The organism is Yersinia sp. FDAARGOS_228, assembly GCF_002073315.2.
GTDB classification, from domain to species: Bacteria; Pseudomonadota; Gammaproteobacteria; order Enterobacterales; family Enterobacteriaceae; genus Yersinia; species Yersinia intermedia.
Genome location: NZ_CP020409.2, coordinates 3,296,942 through 3,316,361 on the forward strand (window position 1 = coordinate 3,296,942; position 19,420 = coordinate 3,316,361).

A 19,420-nucleotide genomic window follows, 5' to 3' on the forward strand; every position below is an offset into this window, starting at 1 on the left:
TTTCAGTGAGCCATTCCAGGTGAATAGATTTACTTTTAGAAGTAGGCAGAGATGACTCAAGAACAATTATCACCTCGCGGTGAGCAATCATTACCTAACGGTGAATTGGTACTTCGTACCCTGGCAATGCCAGCCGATACCAATGCAAATGGAGATATATTTGGCGGTTGGTTAATGTCACAAATGGATATCGGCGGTGCCATTCAAGCTAAAGAGATAGCTCAGGGGCGAGTTGTCACGGTACGGGTTGATGGCATGACCTTCCTCAAGCCGGTCGCTGTTGGTGATGTGGTTTGTTGCTATGCCCGCTGTATTAAAACCGGTCGTAGCTCAATTACTATCAATATTGAAGTCTGGGTGAAAAAGGTCTCTTCTGAGCCAATCGGGCAGCGCTACCGTGCCACTGAAGCGGTATTTACCTATGTCGCTGTAGATGATGCGGGTAAGGCCCGCGCCTTGCCGAGTGGTAGAGGGAATTTCGAAGTTGGCGCGACGCAATAACCGCTGACCGAGTTTGTCCTGACGCAAAAAAGGGTCGCCTTGCATAAGAGCGACCCTTTTCTTATTACGGTATTTACCGGTTATTCAATCACCAATACCCTAATAACCTTAATTCATTTCCATATTGCCACCGATTTTGAATACGATGGTGGTGACATAATCTTTAGCGGCAACCGCTTCAAATCGCCACTTACGCATCACTTGCTTCACCTCACGCTCAAAGGTATTACGCGGCGTCGCTTCCAAAACACGCACATTAGTGACACGGCCATTTTCGTCAATATCGTATTGAACCTTAACCTGCCCTTCGACACCCAAAGCCAGTGCCCTTGCCGGATAAGTTGGCTTTGCCTTACTTAAGGCTTTTGGCCCGGCAGTGGTTGATGCACCCGGCACTGACGCTTTCGGCGCTGCTTTTACCGGCGCATTATTGGCAACCAGTGCTGGCTCATCAGATTTGAACGGTTTGTCATCCGGTGGTGCCTCGGTCTTCTTCACTTCCGGCTTTTTAACTTCTTTTTTTACCGGTTTCGGCTTAGGTTTCGGTTTTGGCTTCACCGGTTCAGGAATGGGGACAGCAACAGGCTCAGGCAGCACTTCAGGCTCTGGCGGTGCCTCTTCAATCTTTTCAGATTCAGGTTCAACCTGTGGCTCTGCCGCCGCAGGTTGTGGCGCAGCAAAGGTGGCTATATTAACCATCGTAACGGCAAGCGGCGCATCCTCTATTTCAGGTTGTATTTTCATTTGCTCTACTGAAACGTACAGCAGAGCTGCAATTACGCTACCATGTAAACCAACTGAAAATGCGATTGGCCATGTAAGCCGACGACCCAAGAAAAATTTATTTAGCTGCATAATAATTCAATGTCCTCTAATGCAGCTAAGTGTAAATGCAAATAGCAATCATATTCAATAAGCAACCGCAAACAATCTTCCTCAACAGCCTTAAATGATGCTTTAAACGGCAATATTAACGGAATAACACTTTCCATTTACGCTTAGTTATCATTCTATTCCATTATTAACTACCGGTGTATTCGTCTGCTAACCAGGGTTGGTGACATTCCCGCATATTATTGAATTTATGGGTAGAACATGGTGTTATGGCACACCGAGTACAAACCATCATATTGAAGTATATACCCTAAATAATTCGAGTTGCAGGAAGGCAGTCAACACACATGCAGCTTGCAGTATGGCGGGTATGATAATTTTAAAGGTGAAACATGCTTTATATAATCTTTGCAACTGATGTTCCTGATTCGCTGGAGAAGCGCTTATCTGTTCGCCCTGCACATCTGGCCCGCCTGCAAGCATTGCAGGATCAAGGGCGTTTACTGACCGCAGGCCCAAACCCTGCAATTGATAGTGCAGACCCTGGTGCCGCCGGATTTACAGGATCTACTGTTATTGCCGAATTTACATCGCAACCAGAGGCCGAGCGTTGGGCGGAGCAAGACCCTTATATTGCCGCTGGCGTGTATCAGTCGGTTATTGTAAAACCCTATAAACGGGTATTCTGAATCACGACAAGTTTGTGACGTATATTCAGCCATAGGCAACTCAGGTTGAATATACGTTCCCCATCGGGTTATTACATGTATTTAATTATCTTTACTTATAATTACTGAGAATCATTGTCTAATCACATATCGATTTTTCTATCGTGACGTTAAGTCATTTTTGTTAAATGCGGAGATGAAGACTATGCAGTGTCCAGTATGCAAAGATACCCAACTGGTGATGTCTGAACGTAAAAGCATTGAGATCGATTACTGCCCGAACTGCCGTGGTGTATGGCTGGATCGTGGCGAGCTAGATAAAATCATTGAAAAATCAGTTGAAAGTACACCGACATCAACATCAGCACCATACACTGACGCCAGAGACCGTGAACACGATCGCGATAATCACGGATATTCAAAGCCTAAGCACTACAAAAAGAAAAGTTTCCTGTCAGAGTTATTTGATTAACTCAGTAGGTAATTTTCTGATGTGGTCGTGAACAGTACCTAACGTGATCATACGCCTGAACACAGGCGTATTTGATTTATGCTGTTATTTAAAACAGATGATCTAAGGCTACGCTCATCAGGCTTTGTAGTGTTTAAGCCAGTGCTCTTCGCATGCATCAACAGCTTTATCCAACATATGCGCCGGTGCCTTTAAAATCATATGGTCTTTTCTTACCCAAACCGAATAAGTGTGTTTGCCAGCAGCAATGACTTGCTCACAATAAATAGCAGCATGATATATCAGCTCAGATTCTTCACAATAAATCTCGTACTTATAAAGTGCAGTGCTGACTTTTAAATCCCCGAAGAATACTGTTTTAGCTAATTTATATTGAGACATGAACTATAGCCTTTACTGAAATAGGGACTTTATCATCCGCTCATCTGCCGCATATAACTGTGATATTCGCAGCAAAAGCACCCTAAGTTGATGTCCTATCGGCAAAATCTGAAATTATCCGAGTGATAACTTATTCACCTCACTCAATGAAAATGAACTAAATAGGTAACCTTGCATGGCATCCACTCCCTGGTCAGATAGTTGAGTAAGTTGCTGGTGGGTTTCTACCCCTTCAACTATCACATACTGGCAGTGTTCACGTAGTTGGATAAGCAAATTATCAAACGTGACACTCCCTCCCCATTGCCAGAAAAAATGCTTATCAATCTTGACACATTCAAAGAAACCACTGGCAGCCGCAGCCAGGTGAGCATTGCCACTACCAAAGTCGTCCAGCCACAGCGAGTATCGTTCAGCCAACTTACTTAATAATGTGTTCTTTGGCCCATCACTGAGATTGGGGAAGCTCTCCATTATCTCCAGCCGGATAAAAGGCATCATAGCTAATAATGAGATGACTTCCTCGTCATACAGCACCGCTTGGGCCATATCAAAATCTATATTAATTGAGAGTATTATTTGTTGGTCAATAAACCATTCCTGCTGTGTTTTTACTGCACATAATTGGTCAAGTAGCAGTTTAGCCTTCATCTGAGCATTAAGTTGATGGAGGAAACGCTCGGTATAAATAGGCGATTTAAAAGAGGCCGTTGTGAAACGACTCAATAATTCCACAGCAAATAACTTACCGTTCTGCCGGTAAACTGGTTCACAGATAAAAGTGCAATCAACTGCAATGTTTAGCCTGCTATCCACAGTAAAACCCTTTTATTTGATTAGAACAGCAGTATTGATCAATTGATAAAATTGATCAATTTTTTATTATTGATCACTAAAAACGATATAAGAAATCGCTAAAAGAAGCAACAAAAACGAACAACCCATTGATAGATAAGAAAGTGTTACTCAATCATGATAATGACTAAGATTATTATTTCATAATCATTTATTTCATAGCGGAATGGCCGCATCGAACAACCGAACAGTAACACCCCTGAAACTGAACGATTAGAACGAAGCGGCCTAATATATAGGGTAGCGCGATGTCATTCTGATGTGAAATAAACTTATAAAGTATTATTGTGCACCTTTTATTATTAATAGTAACATCAGAATTATCGCATTTTGATAATTTAGGATATGAGTGATTTTTCTTCGAACAAAAACGATATTTTAAGTGGAAAATATCATTCTAGATTTTAACGCAGGCAACAAATTATTGACAAGTTCATCAGGAATAATCCAGTAGCAACGTGTGTAATATGAGATTTCCTGTAGTAAAAAGTTAATAAAAGCTGGGAATTGGTGGAGATGAAAACAAAAACAGCCTCATAAAGAGACTGTTTTTATTACCATCACAGTGAACTACCATTCATAAGCCACAGTGAACAATAACGCCCTACGATGCTGATGCTCGTGGAGTTGCCTGACACAATAGATATGGCGATAGCGCCGTGATTGCCCTTCAAGCCAGCGATTTCTTCGGCGCTGATTTTGCCGCAGCATACGCCAGCGGCCCACCTCATTCTTACTCCGTCTCATGAAACATTTCTTCCAAAGCTGAGAACTGGGCTATTATAAACCATTCATCTCTTGAGCCAAGTCGCTGCGCGGCAAAATCGTGGGTTTAGCCTAAATAGCCGGTGTATCTCAGTGTGAGAAGATCAAAATAATACCGTTAAATGTTTAATTTACCGTTGCAAGTCCTTTAGCTTAAAAGATTTTATCCAGTAATATCTCTGATTAAAGGTTTCGCCTTTGCAATACTGTGCGTACACTCTTTAGTGACCGTTTGTGAACAGGACTTCCGCCCTTATGACAACATTTTATACCGTAATCAGTTGGCTCTCAGTTTTTGGCTATTGGTTGCTTATTGCCGGGGTTACATTGCGTATTCTGATGAAACGCAGAGCCGTTCCTTCGGCCATGGCATGGCTACTGGTTATTTATATTCTGCCATTGGTTGGGATAATTGCTTATCTGTCGTTTGGTGAGCTTCATTTGGGCAAGCGCCGCGCTGAGCGTGCAAAAGCGATGTGGCCTTCCACCGCCCGCTGGCTTAGTGAATTGAAAGACTGCCAGCATATTTTTGCCACTTCAAATAGCGAGGTCGCCACCCCACTATTTCAATTATGTGAACGCCGCCAAGGCATCAGTGGCGTTAAAGGTAATCAATTACAGTTATTAACCACCACCGATGACACATTAAAAGCGCTGGTGCGTGATATTGAACTGGCCCGTCACAACATCGAGATGGTGTTTTATATCTGGCAACCAGGTGGCTTGGTTGATCAGGTCGCCGAATCCTTAATGGCTGCAGCACGGCGAGGTGTCCATTGCAGACTGATGCTGGACTCTGCCGGTAGCCAGCAATTCTTCCGCACCCCCTATCCGGCTATGATGCGCAATGCGGGAATTGAAGTAGTCGAAGCACTCAAAGTTAATGTATTCCGGGTATTTCTGCGCCGAATGGATTTACGCCAACACCGCAAAGTCGTGTTGATTGATAATTATGTTGCTTATACCGGTAGCATGAATATGGTTGATCCTCGCTTTTTCAAGCAAGATGCTGGCGTGGGTCAATGGATCGATATGATGGCCAGAATGGAAGGCCCGGTGGCTACCACCATAGGTATTGTGTATGCCTGTGACTGGGAAATTGAAACCGGCAAACGCATTCTGCCTCCGGCACCTGATGCGAATATCATGCCATTTGAGGAAGAGAGCGGCCATACCATCCAGGTTATCGCCTCTGGTCCTGGTTTCCCTGAGGAAATGATTCACCAGGCCTTATTAATGGCGGTATATGCCGCCCGTGAGCAGCTCATCATGACGACACCGTATTTCGTGCCTAGTGATGACCTGCTACATGCCATCTGTACCGCAGCGCAGCGTGGAGTTGATGTCAGCATTATTGTTCCTCGAGATAACGACTCGATGATGGTCCGCTGGGCAAGCCGAGCATTCTTCTCTGAATTGTTGGAAGCGGGCGTTAAAGTTTATCAGTTTGAAGGCGGGCTGTTGCACAGCAAAAGTGTGCTGGTCGACGGCCAACTGAGTTTGGTTGGAACGGTCAATCTGGATATGCGCAGCTTATGGTTGAACTTTGAAATCACGCTGGTCATTGATGATGATGGTTTTGGTGCAGATTTGGCACAAGTTCAAGACGATTACATTGCCCGCTCGGTGTTGTTAGATGGTGAATTATGGAATAAGCGCCCTCTCTGGCACCGCGTTACTGAACGATTATTCTACTTTTTCAGTCCGTTACTGTAAGTAACTTAGGCCGCAGGGCCATCAAATTGTAGATTCTCTGAGTTATTGACTTCAGATAGCATAATAATTGTAAAAGCTGCATAGAGAATGTTTTAATGAGCGCAATCTGCAAATAACAAATGGGAATCGGCAAATGGACCAGAACAGACAAGAGCCAAGCTTAATGGATCTCAATAACCGCCTGACTGAAGATGAAACACTGGAACAGGCTTACGATATCTTTCTGGAGCTGGCGGGTGACAACCTTGACCCAGCGGATATCTTGTTGTTTAACCTTCAGTTTGAAGAGCGTGGCGGTGCAGAGTTATTTGACCCAGCCGAAGATTGGCAGGAACATGTCGATTTTGATGTAAACCCTGATTTTTTTGCCGAAGTTGTTATTGGTCTTGCTGATAGTGATGGTGAAGAGATTAATGATGTGTTTGCGCGTGTTCTCTTGTGCCGTGAAAAAGACCATAAGCTTTGCCATATTTTGTGGAAAGAGTGATCGTCATACCCCCTTTACCCCATGGCTGTTAATGCTGTAATGACAAAAATCCCCGTCAGTTCTCTGGCGGGGATTTTGCTATTGGGCGATCACTCAGCGCATGCTATAGCGGATCAACTTTCAGACAAGATACCGCATGGCGGAAGCTGCCCTCTAATAGTGGGCGGGTTTTCGCGCACTCTGGCCCGGCGATGGGGCAACGAGTACGAAATACACAGCCTGATGGCGGGTTAATTGGTGAAGGTAGCTCCCCCTCTAACAACTGGATCACTTTCGCCCTTTCTTTGTCAGGATCAGGAATAGGTACCGCCGACATCAGCGCCTTGGTGTACGGATGCTGCGGATTATGGTAAACCTCATCATAGGTTCCCAACTCTACTGCATGGCCCAAGTACATCACCAACACCCGGTCAGAAATGTGTTTTACCACCGCCAGATCATGGGCAATAAAAATCAGTGATAACCCCATTTCACGCTGCAATTGCTGCAACAAGTTCACCACTTGCGCCTGAATTGATACATCAAGTGCAGAAACCGGTTCGTCACAAATCACCAGTTTAGGTTCAAGAATCAATGCCCGGGCAATACCAATACGCTGGCACTGCCCCCCCGAAAACTCGTGAGGATAACGGTTGATTAGGTTAGGTAACAAGCCAACCTTCAGCATCATGGCTTTAACTTTATCTTTGACTTCCTGACGCGGCATTTTGGGATGATAAGTCCGCAGCGGCTCAGCGATGATTTCACCGATGGTCATTCGCGGGTTTAATGACGCCAGCGGGTCCTGGAATATCATCTGAATATCGCTACGGGTCTCACGCCATTGCGCATCACTCAGGCTCAGCAAGTCTTTACCTAACCATGCCACACTGCCACTGGTCGCTTTCACCAAACCAATAATGGCGCGGGCGAATGTTGATTTGCCACATCCAGACTCGCCGACCACACCTAAGGTTTCGCCTTCATACAAGCGCAGTGTTACACCATCAACGGCTTTTAGTGTTTTCGCTGGCTGCCAGAACCATTGTTTGCCATCATGAATATCAAAATGAACTTTCAGATCAGCCACTTCTAGCAATACTTTCTTCTCAGTCATGACATTCATACTAATTCCCCCACTGGCTTATAGCAGGCACGTAAACGGCCTTCACCAAAATGCTCCAATGCCGGAGCAACTCCGCAGCGATCCATTGCATATTGGCAACGCGGCTGGAATGGGCAACCTTTAGGCAAGCGTAATAAATTCGGCGGATTACCCGGTATCGTCATGAGAGATTCGCCTTCAGCATCAAGACGAGGAACAGCATTCAGCAAACCAATAGAATAAGGGTGGCTTGGGTGATAAAACACATCGCGAGCCTGACCATACTCCATAGTTCGCCCTGCATACATCACCAGAACTTTATTGCAGATCCCCGCAACGACGCCAAGGTCATGGGTGATCATAATGATTGCAGTATTGAACTCATGCTTCAGCTCATTCAGCAAAGTCATGATTTGCGCCTGAACGGTTACATCAAGTGCGGTTGTTGGCTCATCGGCAATCAATAATTTAGGGCGGCACAACAGCGCCATCGCAATCATTACCCGCTGACGCATACCACCAGAGAACTCATGGGGATACATGCGCATGCGCTTACGCGCTTCCGGCATTTTTACCGCATCAAGCATACGGATCGACTCTTCGAATGCTTCGCTTTTGCTCATCTTTTTATGCAGTTGCAGCACTTCCATTAACTGCTCACCGACGCGCATATACGGGTTCAGAGAGGTCATTGGGTCTTGGAATATCATCGAGATTTCCTCAGCCCGTAAGCGGTTCAATTGTTTTTCTGGCAGATTTAAGATTTCACGGCCATTAAACTTTGCAGACCCCCCGATCCGGCCATTACTGGCCAACAACCCCATCAATGCAAAAGCGGTTTGTGATTTACCAGATCCAGATTCCCCTACAATGCCTAATGTTTCGCCAGCACGCAGGTCAAAATTAAGGGCGTTAACTGCGGTCACATCACCGTCTGGCGTGCCGAAAGTCACGGTTAAATCTTTTACATCCAGCAGTATATCTTGCGCCAACAATGCAGATTGCTGAACAGCAGACCGATTATCAATAGTCGTCATAGTGCTACTCCTCAGCGATCTTTCGGATCGAGGGCATCACGCAAGCCATCGCCGATAAAGTTGAAACAGAACAAAGTCACTACCAGGAAACCGGCAGGGAACATCAGTAACCACGGCGACACTTCCATGGAGTTAGCACCATCACTGAGCAATGCACCCCAGCTACTCAAAGGTTCTTGTGTGCCTAACCCAAGGAAACTCAAGAAGGATTCAAACAAAATCATGCTAGGAACCAGTAACGAAGCGTACACCACCACCACACCCAGAACGTTCGGAACAATATGGCGTAATACGATGTTGCGAGTGGAAACACCACCAACTACTGCTGCTTCAATGAATTCTTTCCGTTTTAGACTTAATGTTTGCCCGCGCACAATACGCGCCATATCCAGCCAGGACACCATGCCGATTGCCACAAATATCAATAGAATATTCTGGCCAAAGAAGGTCACCAGCAGAATAACGAAGAACATAAAGGGGAATGAGTTAAGAATTTCCAGCAGGCGCATCATCAGTGAATCAATTTTCCCACCGAGATACCCCGATAACGAACCATATAAGGTGCCAACAACCACGGCAACCAAAGCCGCAGCCACCCCCACCATCAATGAAATTCGACCACCGATAGCAACACGAACTAACAGATCGCGACCTGAGGAATCGGTACCGAAATAGTGCCCGGACTCAATATTGGGGGCGGCTGACATCATGCCCCAGTCCGTATCCGAATAGGTAAACTGCGCCAACATGGGGGCCAGAATAACAAATAAGGTAATTAACATCAGGATCACCAAACTGGTGATCGCCGCGCGGTTATGAATAAAACGGCGGCGGGCATCCTGCCAAAGGCTGCGCCCTTCAACTTCCAGTTTTTCACTGAAAACTTCCAGAGCTTCGCTATTTTTATTGCTCAACATAATTGGCGTGCTCCAGTGCTAGTAACGGATTTTAGGATCGATAACGGCATACAGCACGTCAACAATCGCGTTGAATAAAATAGTCAAAGCGCCGACTAAAATGGTCAAACTCAGCACCAAAGAGTAATCGCGGTTTAACGCCCCGTTGACAAACAACTGACCAATGCCCGGCAAACCAAAAATGGTTTCAATAACCATCGAGCCAGTAATAATCCCAACAAACGCAGGTCCCATGTAGGACAACACCGGCAGCAATGCAGGTTTCAGTGCATGACGGAATACAATGGTTCGCAGTGGCAATCCCTTCGCTCGCGCCGTGCGGATAAAGTTAGAGTGGAGAATTTCAATCATTGATCCGCGTGTGATACGCGCAATACTGGCGATATAAGCCAGCGACAACGCGACCATCGGTAAAATAATATATTTTGGTGATCCGCCATTCCAACCGCCACCCGGTAACCATTTCAATATAATGGCAAAGACCAACACCAATAAAGGAGCTACCACAAAACTTGGAATGACCACTCCGGTCATGGCAAATCCCATTACCGTATAGTCCCATTTGGTATTTTGATTCAATGCCGCAATAACACCGGCACTCACACCTAACACGACTGCGAGTATAAATGCGGCAAAACCAAGCTTTGCCGAAACAGGAAACGATGCAGAAACCAGATCGTTCACGGTGTAATCTTTATATTTAAACGAAGGCCCAAGATCGCCGTGCGCAAGTTGACCCAAGTAATTGAAATACTGCTTATAGACGGGGTCATTGAGGTGATATTTCGCCTCAATATTGGCCATAACTTCTGGAGGAAGATTACGTTCGCCGGTAAAGGGACTTCCTGGGGCGAGACGCATCATAAAAAATGAAATGGTTATCAAAATGAACAGTGTCGGAATCGCTTCCAGACAGCGGCGTAGAATAAATTTTAACATTGCCTGTACCTTTAGCCTTTTACTGCACTTTATCCCCTTCGTTCGCTGGTTGCCGACCCTGTCATACCAACTACTCTGGGTAGATATTATCAAAACAAAAAGGGCAACACGCTGATGCAGCGGCTGCCCTTAATATATTAGTGCTTGATAATATACAGATCTTTAACGTGCATATTATCCAGTGGGTCTTTACCGGTATATCCACCGACATAAGGTTTAACTAAACGGGCATTAACATAATAGAACAACGGCACAATAGCAGAATCTTTATCCAGCAATACTTCAGCTTGCTGATACAAACCTGCGCGCTCTTTTTCGGATTTAACTTTCAGCGTATCTTGGATCAGCTTGTCAAATGCCGGGCTTTTATAATGTACGGTGTTATTACTGCTGTCAGATAGCATCATATTCAGGAATGAAGACGGTTCGTTATAGTCGGCACACCAGCCAGCACGCGCGACATCGAAAGTCCCTTGATGGCGGGTATCAAGGAAGGTTTTCCATTCCTGATTTTCCAGCTTAACGTCAACGCCCAGATTTTTCTTCCAGATAGAGGCCGCAGCAATAGCCAGCTTTTTGTGCAAATCAGAAGTGTTGTATAACAGATTGAACTTCAGTGGTTTATCTTGTGTATAACCCGCTTCAGCCAGTAACTTCTTAGCCACTTCATTACGTTTTTCCTGAGTCCAGCCAAACCATTCTGGTGGTGTTAATTCAGCGCCACTGGTATATGGCGGCGTAAAACCATAGGCAGGTAAATCACCTTGGTTTTTCACTTTGTTCACGATGATATCGCGATCCATGCCCAGTTTTAGTGCTTCACGAACGCGTGCATCGGTGAATGGCGCTTTTTGGTTATTGATTTCGTAATAATAAGTACACAGATATGGGTCAACATGAACTTCTTGTGGGATCTCTTTTTTCAGTTTCTGGAATAATTCAATCGGCATGTTGTTATAGGTCATGTCGATCTCGCCGCTACGGTAGCGGTTAACATCAGTCACTTCAGACGAGATTGGCAGGTAAGTAACCTGATTGATAACCGTTTTAGCATTATCCCAATAGGTCGGGCTGCGTTCTAACACAATACGTTCGTTAACGGTCCAATCTTTTAATTTATAGGCACCATTACCGACAAAGCTCTGTGGCTGAGTCCACTTCTCACCAAACTTCTCAACCACGGTTTTATTCACCGGGGACATAGAGGGGTGAGCTAACAGTTTATCCAAATAAGGAACAGGTTCAGTCAGCGTGACTTCCAACGTATGGTCATCTAACGCTTTTACACCCAAGGCATCAGGTGATTTTTTACCGCTAATAATATCGTCGATATTCGCGATATGAGCATATTGTACATAACTGGCATAAGGAGAAACTGTTTTAGGGTCTGCCAGTCGTTGCCAGCTATAAACGAAATCTTGTGCCGTTACAGGGTCACCATTTGACCATTTAGCATCTTTACGCAGATGGAAAGTCCAGACTTTAAAATCCTTATTATCCCAACTTTCAGCTACACCAGGCAAAATCTTGCCGTTTGGATCGTTAACGACCAACCCTTCCAGCAAATCGCGCGATATATTAGATTCTGGCACACCCTCAATTTTATGCGGATCCAATGACTGAGGTTCTGAGCCGTTATTACGAACTAAAACTTGTTTCTCAGCCAGTTGGACACCTGCTGGCACATTGGCTGCAAAAGTATTCCCTACAGCCATCATACCCATAGCAGCAGCAATGCCTGCGGCCAGGAAAGTTTTCTTTGTGATGTTGGTCATGCTGATATCTACTCCAGATTTTATTATTGCGTCGCTCAGAAACTGAGCAAGCCTCACCTTTAAAAGGTATCTTTAAATCACATTGCACGGGGAACGAACCCGGCCATGTAATGCCCTATATGTATTAGCATCAGACTAAAATCGGTGCTGTGCTATACACCCCTATTATCTTGTCTATATTCTTATTTACTGCCACGCCACAGCGACTCTCGGTTGTGAACAATTGGCATATAAGATTGTTTTACTGCCATAGCGTTTTATTGCTCAACTTTTCTACAACTTGCGAATATAAAGATTTTTTAAGTCCACTAAGTCTTGTGGATCTTTACCCGTAAATCCACCGACGGTTGGCCGGATAAGACGGACACTCACTCGATAATAAACCGGCACCAGCGCAGAATCTTTATCCAGTAAATTCTCAGCCTCTTGATACAAAGCAGTGCGCGCAGTGGCATTCGGCATGGTCAGCGTTTTTGCTAACAGCGCATCGAATTCAGGATTTTTATAGAAGAAAGTATTGTTGCTACTATCAGACAGCAGCATATTCAGAAAAGCAGTCGGCTCGTTGTAGTCACCACACCAGGTTGCTCTGGCAACATCAAACTGCCCTTGATGGCGGCTTTCTAATGAGGTTTTCCATTCTTGATTCTGTAAAGTGACGGTAGCACCCAGGTTTTTCTGCCACATAGATGCAGCGGCAATAGCCTGCTGCTTGTTTTGATCTGAGGTGTTATAGAGCAATGTAAACTTTAAGGGATTTTGGGCATTGAAACCGGCTTCGGCGAGCACTTTTTTCGCCTCAGCATTGCGTTGTTCTTGAGTCCAGTTGGACCATTCTGGCAAGGCGAAATTGCCGCCATCGGTAAATGTCGGGGTAAAGCCATACGCAGGAATCTGCCCTTGCCCCATAATCTTCGTTGCGATGATGTCACGATCCAGCGTTAACTTAATTGCCGTTCTTACTCTGGCGTCGGTAAATGGTGGTTTTTTATTATTAATTTCGTAATAGAAAGTACAGAGATATGGGCTGATATGAACCTGCGATGGCAGATCCTTTTTCATTTTGGCAAATAAATTAGGGGGTATTGCGCTGTTGGTAATATCGATTTCACCACTGCGATAGCGATTAATATCACTGACTTCCGACGTTATCGGTAAAAAGGTCGCTTTGTTGATAACCGTTTCTTTGTTATTCCAGTAAGTCGGACTACGTTCCAGCACAATCCGCTCATTAACTACCCAATCTTTTAACTGAAAAGCGCCATTGCTAATAAAGTTTTGTGGCAGAGTCCATTTATCACCATACTTTTCAACGACCTCACGCTTAACTGGCTTCATCGAGGTGTGGGATAACATGCTGATAAAATAAGGCACGGGTTGCGTCAAGGTAACTTGCAACGTTTTGGCATCTAATGCCTTAACACCTAACTCATCCGGCTTTTTGGTGCCTTTCAATACCTCGTCGACATTCTCAATTTGGGCATACTGCAAATAACTGGCATAAGGTGAACCCACTTTTGGGTTAGCCAAGCGCTGCCAACTATAGACAAAATCCTGCGCGGTGACCGGAGTACCATCACTCCACACGGCGTTGTCACGCAAATGGAAAGTCCAGACCTTAAAACCTTCATTGTCCCAACGAGTTGCAACGGCTGGAATAATATGTCCAGTGGCATCATTGCTTACCAGGCCTTCTAATAGATTCAGAATAATATTGGTTTCAGGGATACCTTCGACCTTATGGGGGTCTAATGAGGCGACCTCAGAACCATTATTAATGGTAATGCTTTGATCTGTAGCTAATATCACACCGGCCGGAACTGCCGCCGCCATCGATACAGCCGAAAATGACAAACCCAACACAGTGCCAATTATTGCCAGTGGTCGTCGCGTAAACTTTATTTGCATTTCAAACCGCCTTTTACGAGATTTGGTGATGTTTTTCTCAAGGTTTATGTCAATCGGCTACCAACAACGACTAGCAATAACTATTCCAAAAATTAAAATTCAGTTTAGTTTTATTAAAAAATAAGATATCTCTTATCACAGAGTTGTCCGAAAACTAACAGAACCCGAAATCTGACGCCAATAAATTTTACAGAAATGTTAAGTAATTCTCTTTTCTACCGAGTAGCTAACGATAGTAGCTAACTAACTTTGCCAGCCAAAGACAAGATAACAATATGATTTTATTAAATTATATTGGGTTGAAGTTTAAATTCACGTCAAAAAAAATGTCTAAAAAACCGTTCTAGAAACATAAAGTTAACATTAGCACCAATGTCAGAATAAACATCTAATCATTGCGGTGTAATCACTAATAACATCTAGATAAATTCCGCACAAGCTCTACAGAATGATGTGAGCATTTTAACAACAACTCGGGTGTTTAATTCACGCTACCGGGCAATGGGTGATTCATTAAAGATGAACAAATAGGCCTTAAGCTAAATTAGTTATATAGAATGGCTTTTATTGCATTATTTAAGTGCAACAGATTAAAATTAATACATTATTCGCACCAAATTAATGCTTTATGATTTAAATATCAGGCTGGAAAAACGAAAAAGGCCACCAGTAACACACGGGTAGCCTCCATACTGCGGGATGTGGGGATGGATTAAAGCAATCCGGGGAAAATCGCTTTGATGCCTGTAACAATAAACTCGATGCCCAGAGCCATCAACAATAACCCCATAATACGCGTTATAACGTTAATACCAGTTTGCCCTAGCAACCGGACCAGCAGTGGCGCCGCCCGGAACAGCAGCCAGCAACAGAAGGCAAACAAGGCCACCGCTAGCGTCAATCCCAACAAATTTTGCCAACTATGGTAGCGGGAGCTCCAAACAATTGTGGAACTGATCGCTCCTGGCCCCGCCATCAACGGCAATGCGAGTGGGACAACACCGATACTTTCACGAACCGCAGTTTCGGTTTTTTCCTGCTTGTTCTGCTTATCCTCACCGAGTTTACCGCTGATCATCGACATCGCAATGCTGACCACCAGTATCCCACCAGCAATACGGAACGAGTCGATGGAAATACCGAAAATTTTCAGGATGGCATCCCCTAAAAACAAGGATATCCATAAGATAATCGCCACTGACAGATTAGCTGTCAGGTTGGTTTTATCCCGCCCCGCTGCCGCCTGATAGCTGGTCATACTGATAAATACCGGCAATATGCCAACCGGGTTCACCAGCGCAAATAAGCCAACAAAAAACTTGATGTAACCTGAAAGGTCCAACAATGATTGACTCACACATCACTCCGCGCAATTGCTGATAAAAACGACACAGATAACAGGCCATTATAACTTAATGCCCCAGGACAACACATCTTATGGCCCGAGCCTGGAAAATTTGCGACAAAAATAATGTCGTTAACATGCAGAATTGCACCCACATTATTCAAGCATTTCACCGCAGTTCTTTTCACTAAAAATTACCCTTAAGGCCCCCATCTACAGGTGTGCGCGCTAATGTAATAGAATTAGTCGCAGGAATCTATGTAATAAAGCAGCATTTATAGAAGACTAAATTTTACCGCTTAAAATGATAACTCTTGTTAATGCCCTGTGGCGTTAATGAAGCTTTAACGTCATGAATTATCAATTTATTCGTGTTAATGATAATTACTATCAACAAATAATTGCTGAATGGTGTCAGCTTGCCGATTTTGTGATATAAATCACGAAAAACATACCTAAGAATAGTTAAGCTCTGAGCAGTGGTCGAGAGTAAGTTCACTGAGAAATAGCGTATAAAGGTTGAAATTGGCATTTCCCCGCCCACCTTATTTCTAATGAAACAGAAGCTCTTTCAGTAAATCAGCGGTAAAAAATGAGAAAGTAAGCTATAAAACTATCTCTATTTGACCTTACGGCATACTAGAGCCTGTCTATACTAGTTGCTTCAACAGCTCATTTACTAAAAGAGTTTAACATTATCAGGAGAGCATTATGGCTGTAACGAATGTCGCTGAACTTAACGAGCTAGTAGCACGCGTCAAGAAAGCCCAGCGCGAGTATGCCAACTTTACTCAAGAGCAGGTTGATAAAATCTTCCGTGCCGCAGCTTTGGCTGCAGCGGATGCCCGTATTCCCTTGGCCAAACTGGCTGTAGAGGAATCAGGTATGGGTATTGTTGAAGATAAAGTGATCAAGAACCACTTTGCTTCTGAATACATCTACAATGCTTACAAAGATGAAAAGACTTGTGGCATTTTAGAAGAAGATAAAACCTTCGGTACTATTACTATCGCTGAACCTATTGGTTTAATCTGCGGTATCGTACCAACAACTAACCCGACTTCTACCGCTATTTTCAAGGCATTAATTAGCCTGAAAACGCGTAACGGTATCGTATTCTCTCCACACCCACGTGCTAAAGACGCAACCAATAAAGCCGCAGATATCGTGCTTCAAGCCGCTATCGCCGCAGGTGCGCCAGCAGATATTATTGGTTGGATTGATGCGCCAACAGTTGAGTTGTCTAACCAATTGATGCACCACCCTGACATTAACTTGATTCTGGCAACCGGTGGTCCAGGCATGGTTAAAGCAGCTTACAGTTCGGGTAAACCGGCTATCGGTGTTGGCGCTGGTAACACCCCTGTAGTGGTCGACGAAACCGCTGATATCAAACGTGTTGTTGCATCTATCCTGATGTCTAAAACCTTTGATAACGGTGTGATTTGTGCGTCTGAGCAGTCTATCATCGTGGTTGATTCAGCCTACGATGCAGTCCGTGAGCGCTTCTCTTCTCATGGCGGCTACCTGTTACAAGGTAAAGAGCTGAAAGCGGTTCAGGATATCATCCTGAAAAATGGCGGCCTAAACGCAGCTATCGTTGGTCAGCCAGCAACTAAAATTGCTGAAATGGCAGGTATTAAAGTTCCTAGCAACACCAAAATTCTTATCGGTGAAGTTAAGGTTGTTGACGAGTCAGAACCTTTTGCTCACGAAAAACTGTCGCCTACCTTAGCGATGTATCGTGCGAAGAGTTTTGAAGACGCGGTTGATAAAGCGGAAAAACTGGTAGAAATGGGTGGTATCGGCCATACATCTTGCCTGTACACCGACCAGGATAACCAACCTGCACGCGTTAAGTATTTCGGCGATAAAATGAAAACCGCCCGAATTCTTATTAACACCCCTGCCTCTCATGGTGGTATCGGTGACCTGTACAACTTCAAAGTAGCGCCATCTCTGACGCTGGGTTGTGGTTCATGGGGTGGTAACTCCATCTCTGAAAACGTTGGGCCGAAACACTTGATCAACAAGAAAACTGTGGCTAAGCGAGCAGAAAACATGTTGTGGCATAAACTACCGAAATCTATTTACTTCCGCCGTGGCTCTCTGCCAATCGCGCTGGAAGAAGTGGCAACTGACGGTGCAAAACGTGCCTTCATCGTGACTGACCGCTACCTGTTCAACAACGGTTATGCCGATCAAATCACCAGTGTGCTGAAATCTCACGGTATCGAAACTGAAGTCTTCTTTGAAGTTGAAGCAGACCCTACCCTGAGCATCGTGCGCAAAGGTGCAGAGCAGATGAACTCCTTCAAACCAGACGTAATTATCGCGCTGGGTGGTGGTTCACCGATGGATGCTGCCAAAATTATGTGGGTTATGTACGAACACCCTGAAACCCACTTCGAAGAACTGGCATTACGCTTTATGGATATCCGTAAACGTATTTACAAGTTCCCGAAAATGGGTGTGAAAGCGAAAATGATCGCTGTAACCACTACATCAGGTACTGGTTCAGAAGTGACTCCATTTGCAGTCGTCACCGACGATGCAACAGGTCAGAAGTATCCATTGGCTGACTACGCATTGACTCCAGATATGGCAATCGTTGATGCCAACCTGGTTATGAATATGCCTAAGTCACTGTGTGCCTTCGGTGGTCTGGATGCAGTAACCCATGCGCTGGAAGCCTATGTTTCTGTATTGGCAAATGAATATTCTGACGGTCAGGCTCTGCAAGCGCTGAAACTGCTGAAAGAATTCCTGCCAGCCAGCTATAATGAAGGGGCTAAGAACCCAGTAGCTCGTGAGCGTGTACACAATGCCGCGACCATCGCTGGTATCGCGTTTGCTAACGCCTTCTTGGGTGTCTGTCACTCAATGGCCCATAAACTGGGTTCTGAGTTCCATATCCCGCACGGCTTGGCAAACGCCATGTTGATTTCTAACGTTATTCGCTATAACGCGAATGACAACCCAACGAAGCAGACTGCTTTCAGCCAATATGACCGCCCACAAGCGCGTCGTCGTTATGCTGAAGTTGCAGACCATCTGGGTCTGAGTGCACCGGGCGACCGTACTGCGCAGAAAATTCAGAAATTGCTGACTTGGTTAGATGAAATCAAAGCGGAATTAGGTATCCCTGCGTCAATTCGTGAAGCGGGCGTTCAGGAAGCTGACTTCTTGGCTAAAGTAGACAAACTGTCTGAAGATGCATTTGATGACCAGTGTACCGGTGCTAACCCACGTTACCCACTGATCTCTGAGCTGAAACAGATTCTGATGGATACTTATTACGGCCGTGAATTTAGCGAAGAACTTGACCGTGAAGAGGTTGCTGTTACAGCAGCTCCAGCAGCAAAAGCTGAAAAGAAAGCTAAGAAGTAATCTTAAGGTGTAAACCCCACTGTCTGCTGGGGTTTGCAACGGAAGATATAGCCCCCAATGGCCATTGCTGTTGGGGGTTTCTTTTTATAATCACACATAATGATATTCCGCATATGCTCGCTCAAACCTCTGTAGCTGGCCTCCACGGATAGCGTATCCAATCCCCTGGTTTCTTCGCTGTAAGGCTTACTATGCCGCTACCAACCCCCGCTAACGGCGTTTAATAAGTTAAATGTCATGCCATGCATCCACAATTGTTTAGAAATTTAACATCACCGTCGTTATGTTCTGTCTATTTATTCGAATTGAAGAAATGAAGCGATAAAACCCCTATATAGACTCAGCA

At 44.7% G+C, this 19,420-nt stretch carries 17 protein-coding genes; 6 read left to right on the forward strand and 11 right to left on the reverse strand.

Annotated features, from left to right (window positions below):
* Window positions 1–51: 51 nt before the first annotated feature.
* Window positions 52–501 (forward strand): acyl-CoA thioester hydrolase YciA, encoded by a 450-nt coding sequence (gene yciA / locus A6J67_RS15190; RefSeq protein WP_005192286.1) that lies wholly within the window; start codon window positions 52–54, stop codon window positions 499–501.
* A gap of 108 nt (window positions 502–609) precedes the next feature.
* On the opposite strand, the gene tonB is transcribed toward yciA, so the two are convergent.
* Window positions 610–1,356: a TonB system transport protein TonB gene (gene tonB, locus A6J67_RS15195; RefSeq protein WP_080608248.1), complete on the reverse strand. Its 747-nt coding sequence runs from the start codon at window positions 1,354–1,356 to the stop codon at window positions 610–612.
* Between the two features lie 371 nt (window positions 1,357–1,727).
* On the opposite strand from tonB, the gene A6J67_RS15200 reads away from it, so the two are divergent.
* A complete protein-coding gene (locus A6J67_RS15200) occupies window positions 1,728–2,024 on the forward strand; it encodes a YciI family protein (RefSeq protein ID WP_005192268.1) in 297 nt (98 codons plus the stop codon).
* A gap of 184 nt (window positions 2,025–2,208) precedes the next feature.
* The gene (locus A6J67_RS15205; RefSeq protein ID WP_050073267.1) at window positions 2,209–2,475 is read left to right on the forward strand and encodes a zf-TFIIB domain-containing protein; all 267 of its coding nucleotides are present in this window, start codon (window positions 2,209–2,211) and stop codon (window positions 2,473–2,475) included.
* Between the two features lie 117 nt (window positions 2,476–2,592).
* Here the strand turns inward: A6J67_RS15205 and A6J67_RS15210 are convergent, their stop codons facing one another.
* The 3 genes from A6J67_RS15210 to A6J67_RS15220 form a co-directional block, all read right to left on the reverse strand.
* Complete coding sequence (locus tag A6J67_RS15210; RefSeq protein WP_005192258.1) at window positions 2,593–2,856, reverse strand: hypothetical protein; 264 nt, start codon at window positions 2,854–2,856, stop codon at window positions 2,593–2,595.
* Window positions 2,857–2,970: 114 nt separating this feature from the next.
* A complete protein-coding gene (locus A6J67_RS15215) occupies window positions 2,971–3,672 on the reverse strand; it encodes an EAL domain-containing protein (protein WP_032907883.1) in 702 nt (233 codons plus the stop codon).
* A gap of 609 nt (window positions 3,673–4,281) precedes the next feature.
* The gene (locus A6J67_RS15220; RefSeq protein WP_071843552.1) at window positions 4,282–4,458 is read right to left on the reverse strand and encodes a YciY family protein; all 177 of its coding nucleotides are present in this window, start codon (window positions 4,456–4,458) and stop codon (window positions 4,282–4,284) included.
* A gap of 273 nt (window positions 4,459–4,731) precedes the next feature.
* Here A6J67_RS15220 and cls point away from each other — a divergent pair, with 273 nt between their 5' ends.
* Both cls and A6J67_RS15230 read left to right on the forward strand, forming a co-directional pair.
* Complete coding sequence (cls, locus tag A6J67_RS15225; protein WP_042569722.1) at window positions 4,732–6,192, forward strand: cardiolipin synthase; 1,461 nt, start codon at window positions 4,732–4,734, stop codon at window positions 6,190–6,192.
* Between the two features lie 163 nt (window positions 6,193–6,355).
* Entirely contained in the window at window positions 6,356–6,679 is a 324-nt protein-coding gene (locus A6J67_RS15230) for an HI1450 family dsDNA-mimic protein (RefSeq protein WP_005164171.1), read from the forward strand.
* A 103-nt stretch (window positions 6,680–6,782) separates the two neighbouring features.
* On the opposite strand, the gene oppF is transcribed toward A6J67_RS15230, so the two are convergent.
* The 7 genes from oppF to A6J67_RS15265 all read right to left on the reverse strand — a co-directional run bounded on the left by oppF (window position 6,783) and on the right by A6J67_RS15265 (window position 15,696).
* The gene (oppF, locus tag A6J67_RS15235; protein WP_032907882.1) at window positions 6,783–7,784 is read right to left on the reverse strand and encodes a murein tripeptide/oligopeptide ABC transporter ATP binding protein OppF; all 1,002 of its coding nucleotides are present in this window, start codon (window positions 7,782–7,784) and stop codon (window positions 6,783–6,785) included.
* Entirely contained in the window at window positions 7,781–8,800 is a 1,020-nt protein-coding gene (locus A6J67_RS15240) for an ABC transporter ATP-binding protein (protein ID WP_005192247.1), read from the reverse strand. Before A6J67_RS15240 ends, oppF begins: the two co-directional genes overlap by 4 nt.
* An 11-nt stretch (window positions 8,801–8,811) precedes the next feature.
* The gene (gene oppC, locus A6J67_RS15245; RefSeq protein WP_032907881.1) at window positions 8,812–9,720 is read right to left on the reverse strand and encodes an oligopeptide ABC transporter permease OppC; all 909 of its coding nucleotides are present in this window, start codon (window positions 9,718–9,720) and stop codon (window positions 8,812–8,814) included.
* Window positions 9,721–9,735: 15 nt separating this feature from the next.
* Window positions 9,736–10,656: an oligopeptide ABC transporter permease OppB gene (oppB, locus tag A6J67_RS15250; protein WP_005192241.1), complete on the reverse strand. Its 921-nt coding sequence runs from the start codon at window positions 10,654–10,656 to the stop codon at window positions 9,736–9,738.
* 137 nt (window positions 10,657–10,793) lie between these two features.
* A complete protein-coding gene (gene oppA / locus A6J67_RS15255; RefSeq protein ID WP_032907879.1) occupies window positions 10,794–12,431 on the reverse strand; it encodes an oligopeptide ABC transporter substrate-binding protein OppA in 1,638 nt (545 codons plus the stop codon).
* A 273-nt stretch (window positions 12,432–12,704) separates the two neighbouring features.
* Window positions 12,705–14,339, reverse strand: coding sequence for an ABC transporter substrate-binding protein (locus A6J67_RS15260; protein ID WP_005192234.1), 1,635 nt, complete (start codon window positions 14,337–14,339; stop codon window positions 12,705–12,707).
* Window positions 14,340–15,051: 712 nt separating this feature from the next.
* Window positions 15,052–15,696 (reverse strand): YchE family NAAT transporter, encoded by a 645-nt coding sequence (locus A6J67_RS15265; RefSeq protein WP_005192231.1) that lies wholly within the window; start codon window positions 15,694–15,696, stop codon window positions 15,052–15,054.
* A gap of 699 nt (window positions 15,697–16,395) precedes the next feature.
* On the opposite strand from A6J67_RS15265, the gene adhE reads away from it, so the two are divergent.
* Window positions 16,396–19,074 carry a bifunctional acetaldehyde-CoA/alcohol dehydrogenase gene (gene adhE / locus A6J67_RS15280; RefSeq protein ID WP_005192226.1) on the forward strand — a complete coding sequence of 893 codons (2,679 nt, stop codon included), beginning with the start codon at window positions 16,396–16,398 and terminating at the stop codon, window positions 19,072–19,074.
* Window positions 19,075–19,420 lie beyond the last annotated feature (346 nt).